General features: G+C 65.0%; 19 protein-coding genes. 8 read left to right on the top strand and 11 right to left on the bottom strand.

Translation table 11 applies throughout. The features are described from left to right. Positions 1 to 16: 16 nt before the first annotated feature. From P0645_RS13085 to P0645_RS13055, 7 genes are all read right to left on the bottom strand, one after another. Complete coding sequence (locus tag P0645_RS13085; RefSeq protein ID WP_284165031.1) at positions 17 to 1075, bottom strand: ABC transporter ATP-binding protein; 1059 nt, start codon at positions 1073 to 1075, stop codon at positions 17 to 19. A gap of 3 nt (positions 1076 to 1078) precedes the next feature. After that, positions 1079 to 1921: a carbohydrate ABC transporter permease gene (locus P0645_RS13080; protein ID WP_284165030.1), complete on the bottom strand. Its 843-nt coding sequence runs from the start codon at positions 1919 to 1921 to the stop codon at positions 1079 to 1081. 11 nt (positions 1922 to 1932) lie between these two features. Further along, the gene (locus P0645_RS13075) at positions 1933 to 2865 is read right to left on the bottom strand and encodes a carbohydrate ABC transporter permease (protein ID WP_284165029.1); all 933 of its coding nucleotides are present in this window, start codon (positions 2863 to 2865) and stop codon (positions 1933 to 1935) included. Further along, on the bottom strand, positions 2862 to 4124 hold the full coding sequence (locus tag P0645_RS13070) for an ABC transporter substrate-binding protein (protein ID WP_284165028.1): 1263 nt from the start codon (positions 4122 to 4124) through the stop codon (positions 2862 to 2864). Before P0645_RS13070 ends, P0645_RS13075 begins: the two co-directional genes overlap by 4 nt. A gap of 27 nt (positions 4125 to 4151) precedes the next feature. Continuing rightward, complete coding sequence (locus P0645_RS13065) at positions 4152 to 5309, bottom strand: aminotransferase class I/II-fold pyridoxal phosphate-dependent enzyme (RefSeq protein WP_284165027.1); 1158 nt, start codon at positions 5307 to 5309, stop codon at positions 4152 to 4154. After that, complete coding sequence (locus P0645_RS13060) at positions 5306 to 6022, bottom strand: FadR/GntR family transcriptional regulator (protein ID WP_284165026.1); 717 nt, start codon at positions 6020 to 6022, stop codon at positions 5306 to 5308. Before P0645_RS13060 ends, P0645_RS13065 begins: the two co-directional genes overlap by 4 nt. Positions 6023 to 6169: 147 nt before the next feature. Beyond that, a complete protein-coding gene (locus P0645_RS13055) occupies positions 6170 to 7075 on the bottom strand; it encodes a phosphotransferase family protein (protein WP_284165025.1) in 906 nt (301 codons plus the stop codon). Between the two features lie 79 nt (positions 7076 to 7154). Between P0645_RS13055 and P0645_RS13050 the strand changes: the two genes are divergently transcribed. Then, a complete protein-coding gene (locus P0645_RS13050) occupies positions 7155 to 7781 on the top strand; it encodes a class I SAM-dependent DNA methyltransferase (RefSeq protein WP_284165024.1) in 627 nt (208 codons plus the stop codon). A 2-nt stretch (positions 7782 to 7783) separates the two neighbouring features. On the opposite strand, the gene P0645_RS13045 is transcribed toward P0645_RS13050, so the two are convergent. From P0645_RS13045 to P0645_RS13030, 4 genes are all read right to left on the bottom strand, one after another. Continuing rightward, positions 7784 to 10222 carry a GcvT family protein gene (locus P0645_RS13045; protein ID WP_284165023.1) on the bottom strand — a complete coding sequence of 813 codons (2439 nt, stop codon included), beginning with the start codon at positions 10220 to 10222 and terminating at the stop codon, positions 7784 to 7786. Positions 10223 to 10267: 45 nt separating this feature from the next. After that, positions 10268 to 12271, bottom strand: a complete 2004-nt coding sequence (locus P0645_RS13040) for an ABC transporter permease (RefSeq protein ID WP_284165022.1) — start codon at positions 12269 to 12271, stop codon at positions 10268 to 10270. Further along, positions 12268 to 13296 (bottom strand): quaternary amine ABC transporter ATP-binding protein, encoded by a 1029-nt coding sequence (locus tag P0645_RS13035; protein ID WP_284165021.1) that lies wholly within the window; start codon positions 13294 to 13296, stop codon positions 12268 to 12270. The genes P0645_RS13040 and P0645_RS13035 overlap by 4 nt, the downstream gene beginning before the upstream one ends. 73 nt (positions 13297 to 13369) lie before the next feature. Then, positions 13370 to 14338 (bottom strand): ABC transporter substrate-binding protein, encoded by a 969-nt coding sequence (locus tag P0645_RS13030; protein ID WP_284165020.1) that lies wholly within the window; start codon positions 14336 to 14338, stop codon positions 13370 to 13372. A gap of 349 nt (positions 14339 to 14687) precedes the next feature. Here P0645_RS13030 and P0645_RS13025 point away from each other — a divergent pair, with 349 nt between their 5' ends. From P0645_RS13025 to P0645_RS12995, 7 genes are all read left to right on the top strand, one after another. Next, the gene (locus P0645_RS13025; protein ID WP_284165019.1) at positions 14688 to 15314 is read left to right on the top strand and encodes a helix-turn-helix domain-containing protein; all 627 of its coding nucleotides are present in this window, start codon (positions 14688 to 14690) and stop codon (positions 15312 to 15314) included. A gap of 2 nt (positions 15315 to 15316) precedes the next feature. After that, positions 15317 to 16435, top strand: coding sequence for a M24 family metallopeptidase (locus tag P0645_RS13020; RefSeq protein ID WP_284165018.1), 1119 nt, complete (start codon positions 15317 to 15319; stop codon positions 16433 to 16435). Positions 16436 to 16519: 84 nt separating this feature from the next. Continuing rightward, positions 16520 to 18121, top strand: coding sequence for an ABC transporter substrate-binding protein (locus tag P0645_RS13015; protein WP_284165017.1), 1602 nt, complete (start codon positions 16520 to 16522; stop codon positions 18119 to 18121). 58 nt (positions 18122 to 18179) lie between these two features. Further along, entirely contained in the window at positions 18180 to 19187 is a 1008-nt protein-coding gene (locus tag P0645_RS13010; RefSeq protein ID WP_284165016.1) for an ABC transporter permease subunit, read from the top strand. A gap of 4 nt (positions 19188 to 19191) precedes the next feature. Beyond that, positions 19192 to 20097, top strand: coding sequence for an ABC transporter permease subunit (locus P0645_RS13005; protein ID WP_284165015.1), 906 nt, complete (start codon positions 19192 to 19194; stop codon positions 20095 to 20097). Between the two features lie 3 nt (positions 20098 to 20100). Next, positions 20101 to 20937 carry an ABC transporter ATP-binding protein gene (locus tag P0645_RS13000; protein WP_284165014.1) on the top strand — a complete coding sequence of 279 codons (837 nt, stop codon included), beginning with the start codon at positions 20101 to 20103 and terminating at the stop codon, positions 20935 to 20937. Continuing rightward, the gene (locus tag P0645_RS12995) at positions 20934 to 21761 is read left to right on the top strand and encodes an ATP-binding cassette domain-containing protein (RefSeq protein WP_284165013.1); all 828 of its coding nucleotides are present in this window, start codon (positions 20934 to 20936) and stop codon (positions 21759 to 21761) included. Before P0645_RS13000 ends, P0645_RS12995 begins: the two co-directional genes overlap by 4 nt. The last annotated feature ends 106 nt before the right edge of the window (positions 21762 to 21867 follow it).

Below are 21867 nucleotides of genomic sequence, written 5' to 3'. Positions count from 1 at the left end.
GTGCTTGTCCTCGGGCTCAGGCGGGGCGGGCCAGCGCGAGGCCCGCCTCGTCGAAGAGATGCAGGTTTTCGGGGCGAAGGTGAAGGCCGATCCGTTCGCCGGGCCGCACAGGGAGGTTGCCCGCCCGGCGAACGGTCAGCATGCCGAGGTCTCCGGCATTCACATAAAGATTGGTGTCCGATCCCAGCCGCTCGACCACATCGGCCGTGCCGTCGATCAGCCCCTCGCCCGGCGCCGCTACCTCGATATGCTCGGGACGGACGCCAAGCGTGGTCGCCGCACCGGCGCCGGTGAGCGCAAGGCGCGCGCCGCCGCCCAGCACCAACCCGTCGGCGTCGGCATCGACGGGAACGACATTCATCGTGGGCGAGCCGATGAACTGCGCGACGAACCGGTTGGCGGGGCGTTCGTAAAGATCAAGTGGCGTGCCGACCTGCTGCACCTTGCCACCATTCAGAACGACGATCCGGTCGGCGAGCGTCATCGCCTCGACCTGGTCGTGGGTCACATAGATCATCGTGGCGCCGAGGCGCTGGTGCAGGCGCGCGATTTCCAGCCGCATCTCGACGCGGAGCGCCGCGTCGAGGTTCGACAGCGGTTCGTCGAAGAGGAAAGCGCGCGGGTCGCGGACGATGGCGCGGCCCATGGCGACCCGCTGGCGCTGGCCGCCCGACAGGGCGCGCGGCAGACGCTCGGTCAGCGCCGCGAGGCCAAGCGTCTTCGCCGCCGCCGCCACCTTCTCGGCGCGCGCGGCCCGGACCTCGCCGCGTATTTCCATGGAAAAGCCCATGTTCCGCGCGACATCCATATGCGGGTAAAGCGCGTAGGACTGGAAGACCATCGCAATGTCGCGGTTGCGGGGCGGTACATCGTTCATCCGTACCCCGTCGATCAGGAAGTCGCCCGCGCTGATCGGCTCGAGCCCCGCGATCATCCTCAGAAGAGTGGACTTGCCGCAGCCCGACGGGCCGACCAGCACCAGAAATTCACCGTCCGCGATGTCGAGATCGACCTCGCTCAGAACCTCGACGGCACCATAGCGCTTGGCGATATTCTTCAGTTCGAGACGTGCCATTGACTAACCCTTGACCGCGCCGGAGGTGAGACCCTGCACCAGATAGCGCTGGATGAAGATGAAGAAGAGACAGGAGGGGATGAGGGCGAGAACGCCCGCGGCCATCATCTGCCCCCAGTCGACCGAGAATTTCGAAACGAAGGTCAGAAGACCCACCGGGAAGGTCATCGCATCGTTCTTCGAGATGAGCATGAGCGCGAAAAGGAGTTCCGACCAGGCGGCGGTGAAGACAAAGCCCAGTGTCGCGCCAAGGCCGGGCAGGGTCAGCGGCAGGATCACCTTCCTCAGCGCCTGAAAGCGGGTGCAGCCGTCCATCATCGCCGCCTCCTCCAGATCCTTCGGGATGCCGTCGAAGAAGGACTGCATCAGGAAGGTCGCGAAGGGCACGTTGAAGGCGGTGTAGGTGATGATGAGGCTCGTCAGCGAGTTCAGAAGCCCGACAGCCGCCACGATCTTGTAGATCGGCGCGATGATCATCAGAAGCGGGAACATCTGCGTCACCAGCATGAGTGCGATGACGATGCGCTTGCCCCGGAAATCGAAGCGCGAGAAGGCATAGCCCGCGCCCGCCGCGATCAATGTCGTCGCGGCGGCGGTGCCGAGCGAGACAGTCACCGAATTGGCGAAGTAGGACAGGAAGTCCGACTGGAAGAGGATGGAGCGGAAATTGTCGAGCGTTGTCGTTTTGGGCCAGAGCGCGGTGCCCTCGGAATAGATCAGCCGGTCGGGCGTGACCGAGATCTTCAATAGCCAGTAAAGCGGGAAGAGCGCGAAGGCGAGATAGAAGAAAAGCGCAGCACCCTTGGCGGCCCTCAGTAGCGGATGGGTCTGGCGGATCGCGGCCATGGCTCAGCCTTTCACAGTTTCACGAACCGCCGCCGCGCCCACAGAAGGACGACGGCATAGGCGAGGAGGAGAAGGAGAAGTGCCACCGCAATCGCCGAGGCATAGCCGAAGTCGAGTTTGCGGAAGGCGGTGTTGAAGACGTAGGTGGACAGGATCTCGGTCGAGGCCGCCGGGCCGCCGCCGGTCATCACGAAGATCAGGTCGGCGAAATTGGCGATCCAGATCGTGCGCAGCATCACGGTGATTGCGATCATCGGTGCAAGGAACGGGAGCGTGATCTTGGTGAACCGCTGCCAGGCGGAGGCGCCGTCGATCTCGGCCGCCTCATAAAGTTCGGCCGGAATCGACTGCAGCGCGGCCAGAAGCGTGATCGCGAAGAAGGGCACGCCGAACCAGACATTGGCGGCGATCGGCCCCCACATGGCAAGCGCAGGATCGCCGAGGATATTGTAGGGCTCCGACAGAAGGCCAAGAGCGGCCATCCAGTGCGGCAGCGGGCCGATCACCGGGTTGAAGAGCCAGGCCCAAGTCAGTGCCGACAGGAAGGTGGGCACCGCCCAGGGCAGGAACACCAGCGCCTGATAGAGCCGCTTCATCGGGAAGGTGGTGTTGAGAAGCAGCGCCAGCCCGAGCCCGAGCGAGAACTGGAAGACCAGAGACCCCAGCGTCCAGCGCAAGGTGTTGCCGAGCGCGCGCCAGAATTTCGCGTCCGACCACAGGGCGGCGTAATTCTCGAACCCGACCCAGCTTGTCGCGAAGGGCTTCAGCAGAGAGATCGACTGGAAGGAATAGGAAATGCCGATCGTCAGCGGCACCAGCATGACAAGGACGATCGTCAGAACTGCCGGGCCTATGTAGAAATAGGGCTCCACCAGCCAGCGCCAGTAGGCAGAGCGCCACGCCCGGGTTTCCCCGGACGTGGCTTTGGCGTGAGTGGTGGTCATTGGTTGGCTTTCCACTTGGAATATTCGTCGGTCAGGAAGACCGCCCATTCATCGGCCACTTCCTGGGCGGTCTTGGTGCCCAGAAGCGCTTCCTGCGCCGAGTCCTTCAGGACGTTCGAGGTGAAGTAACCCCATTGTTCCAGATAGGTCGGCATGATCGTCGGCACCCAGGCATCGCCATTGAGTTCCTCGAACCAGCCCTTGAACTGATCGGTCTTGAAATAGGGGTCCTGATCGGCGCCCTTGTGGATCGGGATCACGCCGACGCGCTTGGACCAGGTGGCGTTCGCCTCGGGCGAGGAGAGCGCCGCGACGAGGTTCCAGGCGTCGTCCTCATGCTGCGTGGTCTTGAAGATCGACCAGCCGGCGAAACCGATGGTGGGGAAGGCCTTGCCGGCAGGGCCGACCGGCATCGGCATGACGGCGAAATCCTCGGCGGGCATGCGTTCCGCGATGGCGATCAGCGCGTCGGGGTCCTGATCGAGGAAGGCGCAGGTACCGGAATAGAAGCCCGCGACAATCTCGTTGAAGCCCCAGTTGACCGAGTCCTTCGGTGCATAGCCCTTCTGGTACATGTCCATCAGGAACTGGATGCCCGCGACCGAGCCGGGTTCGTTGATCCGGCTCTTGCCGTCTTCGGTGAAGAACTCGTTCGATCCGTTCATGGTCGCGGCCATCATCACCCAGCCGTTCGCGCCGCCCGGACCGCCACGCAGGCAGTAGCCGTACTTGCCGGGCAGTTTCGAGACCGCTTCGGACGCCGCCATGAATTCGTCCATGGTCTTCGGTGGCTCGGCGACGCCTGCCTCGGCCAAGAGTTTCTTGTTGTAGAACATGGCGCGCAGGTAGAAGCCGTAGGGGATCATATAGGCCTTGCCGCCCGACTGGCGGCCCATGGCAAGCGTCTTGTCGGTCAGGGTACCACTATGCTCCCATCCGGCGATATGGCTGTCGAGGTCGACAAGCTGGTCGCCGCCCGCATAGAGCGCGAGCCAGGTATCGGGCATCTCGACCACGTCGGGCACGTCGCCGCCCGAGACCATCGTGGCGAGTTTCTCGAAGGCCTCGCCCCACGGGAGCGAGGTGATCTCGACCGTCACGCCGGGGTTGGCGGCCTCGTATTCCGAGACGATGCCCTTCAGCACTTCGGTCCGTTCGGGGCTGGTGATGACCTCGACGAGTTTCAGCGTCGTGTCGGCGTAGCAGGCAGTAGACAACAGGCCCGCCAAGGCGGTTATTGCAAGTCCAGCGATCCTCATTTCTTCCTCCGGTTGGTCAGCGCACCGTTAGCCGGTGCTTTTGGTAAGGGCCCGCATGAAGTCGGCCCAGAGATCGTCCGCGCTTTCGAGCCCGAGGCTCAGCCGGACAAGACGGTCCGACACGCCGAAGCGCTGCGGCGCATTCTGTTCGCCCGCCTGCCGAAGCGTGACCTGGGTGGGAAGGACAAGGCTTTCGAAGCCGCCCCAGCTGACGCCGAGGCGGAAGTGCTCAAGACCATCGGCAAAGCGGGCGATGTCGACCGAGGGCGCAAGTTCGAACGACAGAAGGCCGCTGCGCCCGGTCAGGCCGGGCACGCTGTTTGCTCCCGGCGAATGGATGCGCGTGACCTGCGGCAGCCGCGCCAGCCGGTCGACGAAAAGGCTCGCCGTGTCCTGATGGCGCTTCATGCGCACGTCGAGCGTGCGCAGACCGCGCAGCAGCAGAAAGGCCTCGAACGGCGCCAGCTTCGCGCCGAGAAGCGGCAGTGTCAGGTCGCGGATCCGGCCGATATGGTCCGATGATCCGGTGACGATGCCCGCCACCGTGTCTGAATGGCCCGAGATATATTTCGAGGCCGAATGCAGCACGATGTCGATGCCGCTTTCGGCGGGACGCTGAAATACGGGGGTGGCCCAGGAATTGTCGACCACCGTCAGCGCGCCGTGGCGGCGGGCGTGGTTCGCAACCTTTGCGAGGTTCAAAGGCTGGAACACCAGCGAGGAGGGGCTTTCCAGATAGGCGATCCGGACGCCTTTCAGCAGGTCGGGATCATCCTCGAATGCCGAGGGGGCGTGATAGGTGATCTCGATGCCGAAAGGCCGCAAGAGCCGCTCGAACAGCCGGTAGGCGTCGGGATAGACATGCTCGACGCAGGCCACCCGGTCTCCGGGCTTCAGGAAGGCGAGCAGGGTCGAGGAAATCGCCGCCATGCCGGAGGCAAAGCCGACGCCAGCCTCCGCCCCTTCGGCGCGAGCCATCATCGCTTCGAACGCGGCGACGGTCGGGTTCTGCACCCGTGTGTAGATCGGATCGTCGCTGCGGCCCGCCATCCGGTCCTCGAACGCCTGATAATCGGCGAAGGCGAAAAGCGAGGTCTGGACGATCGGCGGGGTGATTGCGCCGCCCTCGCCATCGTAGGGCTGGGCGAGCAGGGTGGCGAGATCGGCATGGGGCAGGTCAGTCATTCGCCACGCTCCATGATCTCGCGAACCTCGGTTTCGACACGGTCGAGAATCCGGGCGGTGATGCGGGCGGCTTCCTCCTCGTTGCCTGCCGCGATCGCCTCGGCGAGCGGTCGGTGCATCGGGATGGTCGCCTCGCCGAGCTTCGGTTGACCGAAAGGTGTCTGATAGACGTCGTGAAACGCATGGTGGATCTGCCAGATGATCTGCAGGAACAGGGGGTTGCCGGTCGCCTCGTGGATCGCGGCGTGAAAACGGTGGTCGGCGGGGCGCCAGTCTTCCTCGCCCGCCTCGAAGATCGCCATCAGTTCGGCCATGCGCGCGAGGATGACCTTGCGCTGCTTGTCGCTGGCGTTGCGGGTCGCAAGGCGTACCGCCTCAATCTCCAAGGGGCGGCGGACGGCGTGCGTACGGATCAGGCTTTCGGCTTCGAGGCGCAGCGTCAGCGGCACATGGATCGAGCGGCGCGAGACTTCGGCGGCAAGCGTCGTGCCCGCACCCTTGTTGCGGGTGACGATCCCCATGCTTTGCCAGCTTTTCAGCACTTCCCGGATAGTGGACCGGCCGACGCCGAGGCGCTGGGCAAGGTCAAGCTCCGGCGGCAGCCGGTCGCCGACATCGATCCCTTCTTCCTCGATCAGCGCGACGAGGCGGTCGAGCACGGAGCGTTCCTCCGTTCCCGCCTTCTCGGTCGTCGGTTTCGCCTGAAGTGCCATTTCCCCTCCCGCCATGGAATCAGATCATACACATTGTCAGACATAGTTCAATCTTTGTCTGACAATGTTTGAGCGTAACGCCGCATACCCAGACAGGAGATCGGGGTATCGGAGTTGGGAAATCAAGCCTGTCGTGAGGCCGGGCGTTCAGCCGTGGCGGACGGCGTCGAGATGCCTGCCAAAATCGGCGGTCGCCATCAGCGCCCGACAGCGGGCGAAGCGCCCGTCGGCATAGGCGCGAAAATCGTCGGCGGGGTTCTCGTTGGCCAGCTGGATCAGGCCCCAGAGCGTCCAGAGAAGGTCGCACATCGCCTTGTAGATCACCATCCGCCCCCTGTCGGCGGCACCGGGTGCGCCCCCGAAATAGGCCATGAGCATCTCTTCGTCCTGATCCGCGTCAAAGCCGCCTTCGACCGACAGGTCGCCCAGATCCCACATCGGATCGTTCATGCCGGAATATTCCCAATCGACGATCCACATCCGCGCGCCCGTATCGAGGAAATTCTCGCACAGGGGGTCGCAATGGCATGGGGCGAGCGGCAGGGGATGGGCCGCCAAAGCTTCGCGCACCGCACCGGCCTCGGCCACCACATCGTGATAGCCATCGGGCAATGCCACATCCTTTGTCGCGAGGATCGAGAGATAATCGTCGATCATCGCAAAAAGCTCGAACCGGAAGGGAAAGACCGCGCCCGACGTGTGCAGCTTGCGGAAGGCCGCGCCCGCCCGTCCGGGCGATCCGGGCCGCGCGCGGAAGCTTTCCGGGCTCATCGTCACCGCGCCCTCGATGAAGCGCGTGGCCATGACGCCGGTCGCGTCGTCCATGTGTATGACTTCCGGACTGACGCCCGCCCGCGCCGCCTCGCGTGCCGCCACCGCCTCGTTGCGGCGGTCGATATATTCCTCGGTGCCCTTGCCGGGCAGACGCAGGCAGGTATCGCCGATCCGGTAGACGCGGTTCGTCAGCCCGCCCAGCCGCTCGGGCGTGCCGGACGCCCCGGGGATCGCGGCCAGTGTGGAAAGAAGCTCCGGATCGTCGGTCATTGCGTTCATTCCCCGTCTGTCCTCTGCCGGAACGATTTCACATTTTCGCGGCGCTGGCTATCATCGGCCGTGACGGCAGGAGAGTGCGATGGCAGAGAACGGACACGGCGGGCAATTGGGCGCTGTCTATCAGGCGGGGTCGCCGGACGAGATCGCGGCGCTTTATGACGGCTGGGCCCAGACCTACGAGGCAGAGATGGCGCAGGCGGGCTATCGGCATCCGAGCATCTGCCTTGCGCTTCTGGCGCGCCATCTGCCGCGCGGGGCGGCGCCCCTGCTGGATGCCGGGGCGGGGACGGGCCTCGTGGGCGAATGGCTGCGGATCGTGGGCTTTCCCGAGACGGACGCGCTCGACCTGTCCGAAGGGATGCTTGCCGTCGCGGCGCGCAAGGGCGTCTACCGGCAGCTTCACCGGCTCGCTCTTGGCGGGCCGTTGCCGTTCGCGGACGGGGCCTATGCCGGGATTGTCTCGGCCGGCGTCTTCACCACCGGCCATGTCGGGCCGGAAGGGCTCGATGAGCTTGTGCGCATCTGCCGCCTCGGCGGCGTGATCGTCTTGACGGTCAAGACCAGCCTGTGGTCCGCCGGGTTCGCGGATCATGTGACCGCCCTTGCACCAAAGGTGACGATCGTCGAACGGACCGAGCCCTACGTCTCGATGCCCGGCGAAACCGGCACGGTCCCCAGCATCGCACTTGCGCTTCGCCGCCACTGACCTCAGGCGCGGATACGCAGGGTGCCGGGGTCGTAAAGCGGCTCGAGCGTGACCTGCGCCGGGAAACGTTCGTTCGCGACGACAAGCTCATATCGACCCGAGGTCAGGTACCCGTCGCTGACGCCATCCGCCTTGCGCACATAGCCGTAGCCGATGGACTTGCCGACCGTATAGCCATAGCCGCCGGACGTGAGGTATCCTACCGTCTCGCCATTTCGAAGGATCGTCTCGCGTCCGACAAGGACCGCCTCGGGCGCGTCGAGCGTGAACGCCGCGAGGCGCTTCTTCAGCGGTTGGCCCGCGACCGCCTCAAGTGCCGCTCGCCCGATGAAATCGGCGTTGCGACGCATTTTCACCGCCCAGCCGAGGCCTGCTTCGAACGGCGTGTCGTTCGGCGTGATGTCGGAAGACCAGGCGCGATAGCCCTTTTCGAGCCTGAGGGATTCAATCGCGCGGTAGCCGACGGGGCGGATGCCCTCGCTCGCCCCGGCAGCCATCAGCGCGTCGAACACCGCGCCCGTAGCCGCGAGGGGGACGTGCAGTTCCCACCCCAGTTCGCCCACATAGGTGATGCGAAGCGCCCTGACCGTCGCCCCGGCAATCTCGATTTCGCGCACATGGCCGAAAGGGAAGGCGGCGTTCGAAACATCCGCCCCGGTCACCCGCGCCAGAACACCGCGCGCCTTCGGTCCCATCAGCGAAAGCGTGCCCCAGTCTTCGGTGATGTCGCGGATGGCCACATCGGCGTCGGGCAGGTGCTCGGAAATCCAGGCAAGGTCATGGGTGCGGAAGCCGGTGCCGGTGACGAGGTAGAACCTGTCCTCGGCCAGCCGCGCCACGGTCAGATCGGCCTCGATCCCGCCGCGCGAGTTCAGAAGCTGGGTATAGGTCAGCCGCCCCGGTGCCTTGGTGACGTCGTTGGCGCAGACATAGTCGAGCGCGCGGGCGGCATCGCGGCCAGTCACCTCGTACTTGGCGAAGGAGGATTGGTCGAAGATGCCCACCGCCTCGCGAACGTGCCGGTGCTCCTCGCCCACATGGGAAAACCAGTTCTGGCGACCCATGGAATAGATATCCCTCGCCTCTACGCCCTCAGGGGCGAACCAGTTCGGCCGTTCCCAGCCGAGCTTCGAGCCGAAGACCGCGCGATGCCCCTTCAGCCGTTCGTAGAGCGGAGAAGTGATGCGGGGGCGGCCGGATGTGTATTCCTCATGCGGGAAGCCGATCGTGTAGTGCTTGCCGTAGGCTTCGCAGGTGCGATCGGAAACCCATTGCCGGTCGCGGTGCATGTCCGAGAAACGGCGTATATCGACCACCCAGAGGTCGAGCGGCGCCTCGCCCTTCATCACCCAGTCGGCCAGCACCCAGCCAGCTCCACCCCCCGATGCGATGCCGAACGCGTTGAAACCGGCGCCGACGAACATGTTCACGCATTCTGGCGCTGGCCCGAGGATGAAATTGCCGTCCGGTGTAAAGCTTTCGGGCCCGTTGATCATCTGCTTGACGCCGACCTGTTCCAGAGCCGGAACCCGGGCGATGGCCTGTACCAGATGCTGTTCGAAATGGTCGTAATCATCCTCGAACAGGTGGAACTGCCAGTCGTTCGGAATATCGCCAGTGTCGAGCGGCTGGGGGTTCGGCTCGTAGCCTCCCATGACGAGGCCGCCGACCTCTTCCTTGAAATAGGTGCGCCGGTCGGGGTCGCGCAGCGTCGGCGCGTCCCCTGACAGCCCGGGCACTTTTTCAGTCACGATATACTGGTGGCGCACCGCCTGCAGCGGCACGTTTATCCCCGCCATCGCGCCCACCTGCCGCGCCCACTGGCCCGCGCAATTGACGACCTTTTCGCAGGCGATCACGCCCTTGTCGGTCTCGACATGGGTGATCCGCGCGCCGTCCATGCGGAAGCCTGTGACGCTAACCCCTTCATGGATATTCGCCCCGTGCATCCGCGCGCCCTTCGCAAGCGACTGGGTGATGTCTGATGGCGATGCCTGCCCGTCGGTCGGCAGCCAGCTCGCGCCGACAAGGTCGGAGACGTCCATCAGCGGCCACATGCGCTTCACCTCTTCGGGCGAGATCAGATGCATTTCCATCCCGAAGCTTTTCGCCGTGGTTGCCAGACGCTTGTATTCCGTCCAGCGATCCGCATTCGTCGCAAGGCGCAGGCAGCCGGTCATCTTCCAGCCGGTCTCAAGCCCCGTCTCGGCGGCGAGCCCTTTGTAAAGGTCGACCGAATATTTCAGCACGCGCGTGATCGACGCGGAGGAGCGGAGCTGCCCCACCAGCCCCGCCGCATGCCAGGTCGAGCCTGAGGTCAGCTTGCCCTGTTCCAGAAGCATCACATCGGCCTTGTGGTCGCGCGCGAGGTGATAGGCGGTCGATGCGCCGATGATGCCGCCGCCGATGACGACGATCTGGGCATGGGAGGGAAGCGTCATGTCTGGTCCTTGGTCTTTGCCCGCTGGGGGGCGCGTTTGGGCGTGTCAGTGTGTCGTCAGGCCCAGCCGCTCGCGGGTGCGGGCGGCGGCGGCATTGATGAGGCGGTCGGTGATGATGGCGATGAAGGCGACGGCGAGACCGGCAACGAGGCCCCGGCCCGGATCGGCCTTGGTGAGCGCTATATAGACCTCCTGCCCGAGGTCGCGGGTGCCGACGAGCGCGGTGATGACGAGCATGGAGAGCGCGAACATGATCGTCTGGTTGAGACCGAGGAGAATTTCGGGCGCGGCGAGGCGCAGGCGGACCCGGAAGAGGATCTGCAAGGGCGTGCAGCCCATCGCCCGGCCCGCCTCGATCAGGCGCGGATCGACGCCCCGGAGGCCGAGGACCGTATAGCGGATCGCGGGCACGATGGCGTAAGCCACCACGGCGATCATCGCGGTGAAGTCACCGACGCGGAAGAGCATGACCACCGGCATCAGATAAACGAACGAGGGCAGGGTCTGCAGCGTGTCGATGATCAGCTGCACCGCGCGCCAGAGCCGGTCGCGCGTGGCCACCGCGATGCCCACGGGCACGCCGATGGCCATGGCGATCGCGGTCGAGATGCCGCAGAGGTAAAGCGTGATCATCGCCTTTTCCCACTGTCCCGTGGCGGCGATGAGGAAGGCGAGCGCCCCGGTCAGAAGCCCCAGCCGCCAGCCGCCCATGCGCCAGCCCGCGAAGGCAAGAAAGGCGGTGACACCCGCCCAGGGCAGGCCGACCATCAGCCGCTTGAACGGGACGAGAAGGTTGAGAAGGATCGCGTTCTTGATCGCCTCGAAATAGTCGAAGAAATTGACATTCAGCCACTGCACCGCCGCCGCCCAGAAGGCGGAGGTCGAAAGCTCCCATGCTTCGGGGTATTGCCGGACCGCTGGCAGGAACTGACCCGCAACATAGCCCGCCACGATGATCAGGGCCGCAGCGGCGATGCAGGGATGCCGGCGATGCCAGGGGCCGGCGACGGGGGCGGCGCGTTGCCTGACTGCCGCGGCCTGGCTCAGCCGGTCGAGCGCCACGGCCATGGCGACGATGGCGAAGCCCGCCTCGAGCCCCGCGCCGAAGTCGAGGCGGCGGAGTGCGGCAAGCACATCGAACCCGAGGCCCCCCGCACCGATCATCGAGGCGATGATCACCATGTTGAGCGACAGCATGATCACCTGGTTGACCCCGACCATCAGCGCGTCCTGTGCCGCCGGAACCAGTACCCGCCAGGTCATCTGTCGCCTCGTGCAGCCGACCATGCGGCCGAGGTCGTCGATCTCGGACGGGACCCGGCGCAGCGACAGGGTCGTCAACCGCGTCATCGGCGGCATGGCGTAGATCAGCGTCGCGACCACGGCGGCGGTCGGGCCGAAGCCGAACAGAATAAGGATCGGCACCAGATAGGCGAAGACCGGCATCGTCTGCATCAGGTCGAGAACAGGTTTCATCGCCCGGTCGAGCCACGGGTGGCGGAAGGCCGCGATGCCAATGAGCAACCCGCCGATCACGCCGATGGGGACAGCCACGAGGATCGAGGCGAGCGTGACCATTGCGCTTTGCCACTGGCCGAAGATCGCAATGAAAAGAAAGCACCCCATCGCGAGAAGGGCCGTCGCCCGACCCCGCACCCAATAGCCGACCAGGCCGAAAAGCAGGATGACGGCGGGCCATGGGATCGGTGGCAGAAGCTGGATCGCCTGACTGCCCTCGCCCCTCAGGAAGCCGGTGGACAGAAGGCTGAGCGCCGCGCGGTAGGGAACATCGATCACGGCGGCGATGAACCGGGTGACGTCGGAAAACCTGACCGGGCCGATCGCGGCCTCGTTCGTCAGCCATTTGACGAAGGAACCGATCCAGCGCTGGGCCGGGATGCGCAGTCCCTTGGGATAGTCGAAGGCCCAGGGCAGGGCCGCGGCGCCGGCAAGGCACAGAAGGACGAAAAGCGCCAGCGCCAAGGGCCAAAGCCAGCGGGCGCCCGATCTTCGGCCGGTGTCCTCCGGCGATATGTCAGCCGCGCTCATCCCTCGCCGCCCCCGAGCAGGAGCTGCACCACATCTTCCCGCCTGAGCCGCCCGGCAGGCGCGCCGTCTGCATCCACGACCGCGACCTCTGAGGCGCCTGCTAGGAAGGCGGGGCTCGCGTCGGCGACGGTCGCGGTCGCGGCGACGGTCGGGGCGTTCGCATCGGAAGGCGGGCCGGGCTGCATCACCGTGCGGACGCGCACCGCCTTGGCCTTCGGCACCGCACGGGTGAACTCGCGCACATAATCGGTCGCGGGGTTCATGACGATTTCTTCCGGCGTTCCGCATTGCACGATCGCGCCGTCCTTCATGATCGCGATCCGATCTGCCAGCCGGATCGCCTCGTCGAAATCATGGGTGATGAAGACGATGCTTTTCTTCAGGACTGATTGCAGACGCATGAACTCGCCCTGCAATTCGCGCCGGATCAGCGGATCGAGCGCCGAGAAGGGCTCGTCGAGGTACCACAGTTCCGGTTCGACGGCGAGCGAGCGGGCGATGCCCACGCGCTGTTGCTGGCCGCCCGACAGATGGCGGGGCAGGGCGCTTTCGCGGCCGGTGAGGCCGACGAGCGCGATCATCTCGCGCGCCCGCGCCTCACGTCTGGCGCGGTCCACGCCCTGTACCGCCAGCGGGAAGGCGACATTCTCCAGAACCGTCTGGTGCGGCAGAAGGGCGAAATGCTGAAAGACCATCCCCATCTTGTGGCGGCGGATGTCGATCATCTCCGCCTCGCTCGCGGTCAGAAGATTCCGGCCGTTGAAGAGGATTTCGCCCGCCGTCGGTTCGATGAGGCGCGACAGGCAGCGCACGAGCGTCGACTTGCCCGAACCGGAAAGCCCCATGATCACGAAGATCTCGCCTGCCCGCACCTCGATATTGGCATCCCTGACCGCCGGGATGAGGCCCGCGCCCTGCAGCGCCTCAAGCGACGGCGCGGGCCCGAGCGCGGCGAGCCGCCGTTCGGCATCGGCGCCGAACAGTTTCCAGACATTGCGGCAGATCAGCGTGGCGGGCGCGGTCATGAGGGCGAAGCTCGAACGGGGGCGGCAGCGGCTGCCGCCCGGTCAGGTTGACGATGGGGGTTGCGGAGCGGCCTTACTGGCCGATCCAGCCCTTCCAGCGCGCCTCGTTCGCGCCCATCCAGTCGGCGACCACGGCTTCGACTGTCTTGCCGTTCAGGTCGACCTCGGTGATCATCGCGCCCATCTCGTCATTGTCGATGGTGAAGGCGGTGATCGCCTTGTGCGCGCCGGGCCATTTGTCCTTGAGGCCCGCCCAGCCGACCTTCCAGATCTCGCCGAACGGTTTGCCGCAGTCATAGGCGAGGTCGGGGTTCAGGCCCGCAGCCGGATCATTGTAGCAGTCGGCCGAATATTCCGGGAATTCGACCCATTCGCCCTCGTATTTCGCGGGCGCCCAGTGCGGGGCATAGATCCACAGCATGATCGGCGCCTGACGCTGATAGGCGCTTTCCAGTTCGGCGAAGAGCGCGGCATCGGTCCCGGCATGGATCACCTCGAACGGCAGGTCCAGCGCCTCGACCCGTTCGTCATCGAACCCGCCCCAGGTCACGGGGCCGCCAAGGTACCGACCCTTCGGCGCGGTTTCGGCGGTCGAGAAAGCCTCGGCGCAGGCCGGGTCCTTCAAGGCTTCCCAATTCGGCAGGCCCGGGCATTTTTCCTTCATGTAGGAGGGGTACCACCATTCTTCCTTGGCCTTCATGCCGGTCGGGCCCAAGACCTCGGTCTTGCCGGTGGCGGTCGAGGCATCCATCGCCTCGCGCCCCGTCGTTTCCCACATTTCCATGGCGACGTGCAGATCGCCGGTTTCGAGCCCTGCGAACTGGGCAAGATAGTCGGCCTGCACATATTCGACGTTGTAGCCTGCCTTCTTCAGGACCTCGCCCATCAGCTCGGTGGTGATGAGCTGGCCGGTCCAGTCATGCAGGGTCAGCTTGATCGGGTCGGTCGATTCCTGCGCACCGGCTGCAGCGGCAGAGCCGAGAAGCATGGCAAGTGTCAGGCGCGTCAGGGCGACACGCGGTGAGGTCGGTCTGGCGGTCATCTGTGAACTCCCTGAAATCTGTTGGCAGCGTCTTCTGGCCGCCCCCCCCGGCGACCGCGCGCTGAGAGAAAGTAACGCGCGGCGGAGCGGCCTCTGTCAACAGGAAATGTGGGCTTTTGTGGATATCATGACCGAACCATGTGAGATTGCGATACCGGCCGTGTCGCCTTGCAAAGGCGTTGACGGTCGTCGCCGCCGACCATGCTGCACGGACGGGCACGAGAGCGGATGAGGACAGGCCGATCTGCGCCGATCTTCGACATCTTGAGGTAGAGACAAAGTTTTTGGGTTGAGAAAAATTTTTTGTAGTGTAAGCCAGTAGCCGGTCCCTGGGGAGGAACTGCTGAGAATGTCTGAAGCGGGTGAAAAGCCGGTCGGTGTGATCGGCCACCTGATCCGGAAACGCCGCCGCCAGCTGCATCTGACGCTGCAGCAGCTTGGCGAGCGTTCGGGCGTTTCCTTCAGCTATCTCAGCCAGCTTGAACGCGACAATGCAACGCCGACGCTTGGCACGCTCGCGCAGGTCGCCAAGGCCCTTGGTGTAGGCGTCGATTATTTCATTGCCACGCCCCGTCCCGCCGATTCGGTGACGCGCGCCGGGAACCGGATGCGGTTCTCGATCAACGGCTCGTCGATCCAGTATGAACGGATCGGCGCGGAGTTTCCCGGCAACGAGCTTTCCGCCTTCATCATGCATGTGCCGCCCGGCTTCCGATCCGAGACGGTCAGCCATGAAGGCGAGGAGATCGTCTATGTGATGGACGGCGAGATCGTGCAGGTCGTCGATGCGACCGAGTTCACCCTCGGCGTCGGCGACAGCCTGCATTATCGCGGCACCAGCCCGCATTCCTATCGCAACGATGGCGCCGACCCGGCCCGGATCTTCTGGTCGGGCACGCTTACCCTTTTCCACACACCGGGCGCGGGCGCCTTTTCGCCGCCGGACAATGGCACAGACAAGAGACGGAAGACCTGAAGATGACGGCACAAACCTTGGCCAACGTGACCGATGCGCGGCTTGCGCGACTGAGGCAGAGGATGCAGGAAGAAGGCGTCGACCTGACCGTTCTCGGCCCGACCAACCATCTGCGCTGGCTTGCGGGTCTCGACCCGCATGGCGACGAGCGGCCGGTGATGCTGTTCATCTCGCAGGCCTATGCGGGCATGCTGATGCCGGTGCTGAATGCCGCCAGCGTGCGCCAGCATACCGACCTTCCGTTCCACACCTGGCGCGATGACGAAGGGCCTGCGGTCGCGCTTGGCGATCTGATCGCCGCCACCGGCGTCGATCCGGCGAACCTGAATGTCGCGCTGGACGAAGGCATGCGCGCCGATTTCGCCTTGCGCGTCCTCGATGCCCTGCCGGGTGCGCGGCGGACCTTCACCCACGGGACCGTCAGCGCGCTGCGGTCAGAGAAGGAAGACACGGAATATCGCGCGCTGAAGGCCAGCGCGCTCATCAACGACCGGGCGGTGATGGCAGGGTTCGATGCACTGCGCGAGGGGATGACGGAAAAGGACGTGGCCGAGGTGATCGCGGCCCATTACGCCTCGGAAGGGGCAAGGACCGAGTTCATCTCGGTCTGTTTCGGGGCGAACGGCGCCTTCTGTCACCATCACACCGGCGAAACGCGGCTGACGCGCGAAACAGCGGTGCTGATCGACGCGGGCTGCCGTTTCATGGGCTATCCGTCCGACATGACGCGGGCGGGCTGGTTCGGCACAAACCCGGATGCGGAGTTCCTGACGGTCGCGGGCGTGGTCGAGGGCGCGGTTCAGGCGGCGCTTGCCGCGTCGAAGCCGGGCGTGGCGGCGCGCGAGGTCGACCGCGCGGCGCGTGGCGTGATCACCGAAGCGGGCTATGGCCCGAACTTCCTGCACCGGACCGGCCACGGGCTGGGGATCGAACTGCATGAGGAACCCTACATCAGCGGCGCCTCCGAACGCCCGCTCGGCCCCGGCAATGTCTATTCGATCGAACCGGGCGTCTATCTGGCCGACCGGTTCGGCGTCAGGCTCGAGGAGGTCGTCTTCCTCAGGCCCGAGGGCGCGGAGGTCTTGAGCGAGATGCCGCGCACCCCGGTGATCCGGGGCTAGGAATTCCCGGCCCTCCCCGGAGGGTCGGCAATGCCCCGGCCAGGCCCGGCCGGGTTCAACCATAACCTGAAAGGAAACAGGGAAATGAAACTTTTGACCCGTTTGGCAACCGGCATGGTCATGGCCGGCCTTCTCGGCGGTGCGGCGGCCGCGAAGACGCTCGTCTATTGCTCGGAAGGATCGCCCGAAGGCTTCGACCCGGCGCCCTACACCGCCGGAACCACCTTCGACGCCTCGGCCGTGCCGCTCTACAACCGTCTCGTCGAGTTCGAGAAAGGCACGACCAACGTCATTCCCGGCCTGGCGGAAAGCTGGGACGTCTCGGCCGACGGCATGGAATATACGTTCCACCTGCGTCCGGGCGTGAAATTCCATTCGACCGAATTCTACACCCCGTCGCGCGACTTCAACGCCGATGACGTGGTCTTCTCGTTCGAGCGTCAGGGCAAGGAAGACAACCCCTACTTCTCCTACATCGAAGGCATCACCTACGAATATTACGGCGGCATGGAGATGAATGTCGTCATCAAGGAAGTGCAGAAGGTCGATGACCTGACGGTGAAGTTCGTGCTGACCCGCCCCGAGGCGCCGTTCCTGGCGAACCTCGCGATGGCATTCGCCTCGATCACCTCGAAGGAATATGCCGACAAGCTCGCCGCCGACGGCAAGCAGGCCGACTTCAACCAGGCGCCGATCGGCACCGGGCCCTACCAGTTCGTCGCCTACCAGAAGGATGCGGTGATCCGCTACAAGGCCAACCCCGACTACTGGGGCGGCAAGCAGGCGATCGACGACCTGATCTTCGCGATCACGCCGGATGCGGCGGTGCGGGTCCAGAAGCTGCAGGCGGGTGAATGCCACGTGGCACCCTATCCGGCGCCGGCCGACATCGCGGGCCTGAAGGGCAATGCCGATCTGACCGTGATGGAACAGGCTGGCCTGAACGTCGCCTACCTCGCCTACAACACCTCGGTCGCACCGTTCGACAATGCCAACGTTCGCAAGGCGCTGAACATGGCGATCAACGAGCAGGCGCTGATGGACGCCGTCTATCAGGGCACCGGCCAGCCCGCGAAGAACCCGATCCCGCCGACGATGTGGTCCTACAACGACAGCGTCGCGGATGACGGCTACGATCCGGAAGCGGCCAAGAAGATGCTCGAGGAAGCGGGCGTCAAGGACCTGTCGATGAAGGTCTGGGCGATGCCGGTGCAGCGTCCCTACATGCCGAACGCGCAGCGCGCGGCCGAACTGATCCAGGCCGACTTCGCTGCCGTGGGCGTGAATGTCGAGATCGTCTCGTACGAATGGGGCGAGTACCTGAAGAAGTCGACCGAGAAGAACCGTGACGGCGCGGTCATCCTCGGCTGGACCGGCGACAATGGCGACCCGGACAACTTCATGGGCGTGCTTCTCGGCTGCGCCGGTGCTGTCGATGGCGGCTCCAACCGCGCCCAGTGGTGCAACGAAGAGTTCGACGGGCTGATCCAGAAGGCAAAGGTCACCGCCGATCAGGCCGAACGCACCAAGCTATATGAAGAAGCGCAGGTCGTCTTCAAGCGCGAGGCGCCCTGGGCGACGCTCGGCCATTCGACCGTCTTCATGCCGATGTCCACGAAGGTCTCGGGCTATGTCATGGACCCGCTTGGCTCGCATGACTTCGAAGGCGTCGACATCGCTGAATAATAACAACTGACATGAAGCGCGCCGGTTCATCCGGCGCGCTTTCATTCTGGGGGACCCCATGTTTCGCTTCCTTCTGGGCAAGCTTGCCTATCTGGTGCCGACCTTCATCGGCATCACCATCGTCGCCTTCGGTTTCGTGCGCGTGCTGCCCGGCGATCCGGTCCTTCTGATGGCGGGCGAACGCGGCCTGACGCCCGAGCGCCATGCCGAACTGTCGGCGCAGCTGGGTTTCGACCGGCCGATCTGGCAGCAGTATCTCGATTTCCTCGGGCGCTTGTTCCAGGGCGATTTCGGCACGTCGCTGGTGACGAAAAAGCCGGTGCTGACGGAGTTCTTCACGCTCTTCCCTGCAACGCTGGAGCTGAGCCTCTGCGCGATCCTTCTGGCCACCGCCGTCGGCCTGCCGCTTGGCATCTTCGCGGCGATCCGGCGGGGATCGTGGTTCGACCAGGTCTCGATGTCCTCGGCCCTCGTCGGCTATTCGATGCCGATCTTCTGGTGGGGCCTCCTCCTCATCATCTTCTTCTCGGGCGTCCTGGGCTGGACCCCGGTTTCGGGCCGCATATCGCTCATGTTCTACTTCCCGACCGTGACCGGCTTCATGACGATCGACAGCCTCCTGTCCGGTCAGGACGGCGCCTTCACCTCGGCCCTCTCGCACCTGATCCTGCCAACGATCGTGCTGGCCACGATCCCGATGGCGGTCATCGCGCGGCAGGCGCGGTCGGCGATGCTTGAGGTTCTGGGCGAAGATTATGTGCGTACCGCCCGCGCGAAGGGCCTGTCGGCCTGGCGCGTCGTGGGGCTCCATGCGCTCCGCAATGCGCTTATCCCGGTCATCACCACCATCGGCCTGCAGGTCGGCACGCTGATGGGCGGCGCCATTCTGACCGAGACAATTTTCTCCTGGCCCGGCATCGGCAAGGCGATGGTCGATTCGATCTCGCGCCGGGACTATCCGTCGGTGCAGGGCGGGCTTCTGATCATCGCGGCCCTCGTCATGACGGTGAATCTTCTGGTCGATCTGCTCTACGGCCTCATCAACCCCCGCATCCGGCATCGGTGACATCATGACAACAACAACCGAAATCGAGCCGATGGCCGCAACCGGGCTGCGCGCCCAACTGTCGGAATTCTGGCATTACTTCAGCGTGAACAAGGGCGCGGTCATCGGGCTTTGGGTCTTCGTGGCGCTGGTTCTGGTCGCGCTCTTCGCCCCGCTCATCGCGCCGCATGACCCGATCGAGCAGGTGCGCGATGCGCTCCTCATGCCGCCCGCCTGGGCGGAGAAAGGCGATGCGCGCTTCCTCCTTGGCACGGATGCGGTCGGGCGCGATATCCTGTCGCGGCTCATTTTCGGCGCGCGCTATTCGCTCTTCATCGGCTGTGTCGTCGTGGTCGTGGCCCTGTCGGGCGGCATCCTGATCGGCCTTGTCGCCGGGTTCTTCGGCGGCTGGGTCGATACGGTGATCATGCGGGTGATGGATGTGATCCTCGCCTTTCCGTCGCTCCTCCTCGCGCTGGTGCTGGTGGCGATCCTCGGGCCCGGTCTGACGAACGCGATGATCGCCATCGCTTTGGTGCTGCAACCCCACTTCGCGCGGCTGACCCGCGCCGCCGTGATGGCCGAACTGCCGCGCGAATATGTGATGGCCTCGCGGGTCGCGGGCGCGGGCAAGATGCGGCTGATGTTCCGCACCATCCTGCCCAACTGCCTCGCCCCCCTGATCGTGCAGGCGACGCTCTCCTTCTCGGGCGCGATCCTCGATGCCGCCGCGCTTGGTTTCCTTGGCATGGGCGCGCAGCGCCCGACACCGGAATGGGGTACGATGCTGGCCGAGGCGCGGGAGTTCATCCTGGCCGCCTGGTGGGTCGTGACCTTCCCGGGCCTCGCCATCCTGATCACCGTTCTGGCGATCAACCTGATGGGCGACGGTTTGCGCGATGCGCTCGACCCCAAACTGAAGCGGAGCTGATCCATGGGACTTCTTCTTGAAATCCGCAATCTCTCGGTCAGCTTCGATACCGCCGCCGGGCCTTTCAAGGCGGTCGACGGGATCGACCTGACCCTGAGCGAGCGCGAGGTTCTGGCAATCGTCGGCGAAAGCGGATCGGGCAAGTCGGTCGGGATGCTCGCCGTCATGGGCCTTCTGCCGCCGACCGCGACGGTGACGGCCGATGTGATGAAGTTCGCGGGCAAGGACCTTCTGGGCCTGTCGCCGAAAGAACGCCGCAAGATCATCGGCCGCGACATCTCGATGATCTTCCAGGAACCGATCGCCAGCCTCAATCCCTGCTTCACCGTGGGTTTCCAGCTGGCAGAGACCCTGCGCGAACATCTGGGCATGTCGAACAGGGAAGCGCGCGCGCGGTCCATCGAGCTTCTGACCCAGGTCGGCATCCCGAACCCCGAAGAGCGGCTGTCGGCCTTTCCGCACCAGATGTCGGGTGGCCAATGCCAGCGGGTGATGATCGCCATGGCGATTGCCTGCAATCCGAAGCTTCTGATCGCGGATGAGCCGACGACCGCGCTCGACGTGACGATCCAGAAGCAGATCCTCGACCTGATCATGGGTCTGCAGGAAAAGCACGGGATGGGGCTGATCATGATCACGCACGACATGGGCGTCGTGGCCGAAACCGCAGACCGCGTGATCGTCCAGTACCGCGGCAAGAAGATGGAGGAGGCGGGTGTGCTCGACCTCTTTGAGCGCCCGCAGCATCCCTATACGAAGGCGCTTCTGTCGGCGCTGCCGGAAAATGCCACGGGCGACCGGCTGCCCACGGTCGGCGAGATGATGGAGACGGCCCAATGAAGATGATGCTGGAAGCCAAGGGCCTGACCCGGGATTATGTCTCTGGTGGTGGCCTGTTCGGACGCGCCAAGTCGGTAAGGGCGCTGCATGGCATCAGTTTCGCGGTCGAGGAAGGCAAGACGCTTGCCATCGTCGGCGAGAGCGGTTGCGGCAAGTCGACGCTTGCCCGGATCATCACGCTCATTGACCCGGCCTCGGGCGGCACGCTGACGATGGATGGCCAGGCGGTCGACGTCAGCCGCGCCAGCCCGCCGCGCGACCTGCGCCGCAAGGTCCAGATCGTGTTCCAGAACCCCTATGGCTCGCTCAACCCGCGCCAGAAGGTCGGCGACATGCTGATGGAGCAGCTCTATCTCAACACCGACCACACCGCCGAGGAGCGGCGGGCAGAAGCCTATGCGATGCTCGCCAAGGTCGGGCTGAAGCGCGAGCATTTCAACCGCTATCCGCACATGTTCTCCGGCGGTCAGCGCCAGCGGCTGGCGATTGCGCGGGCGCTTATGGTCCGCCCGAAGATACTCGTGCTGGACGAACCCGTCTCGGCGCTGGACCTGTCGGTGCAGGCGCAGGTCCTGAACCTTCTGGCCGATCTGCAGGACGAGTTCGGTCTGACCTATGTCTTCATCAGCCATGACCTGTCGGTGGTGAAATACATCGCCGACACGGTGATGGTGATGTTCAAGGGCGAGGTTGTCGAATACGGGCCGCGCGAAGAGGTCTTCGCCAACCCGCAGCACGACTATACCCGCATGCTTTTCGCCGCCACCCCGCGCGCCGATGTGGAAAGCATCCGCGCCCGGCTTGAGCGCAAGCGCGCCGCCTGACGCGTTCACGCGCGCGTGATTCGACCGGCCGCCGGGAAACCGGCGGCCGGTTTTGTTCGCGCGCGCCCCGTCTGTTCCGGCTGGATGCGGCGGTCTTGGCCCAGCC

This window comes from Frigidibacter sp. SD6-1 (assembly GCF_030143255.1).
In the GTDB taxonomy this organism is placed as follows: domain Bacteria; phylum Pseudomonadota; class Alphaproteobacteria; order Rhodobacterales; family Rhodobacteraceae; genus TMP-24.
This window is presented reverse-complemented; position numbering and strand designations above follow the sequence as displayed.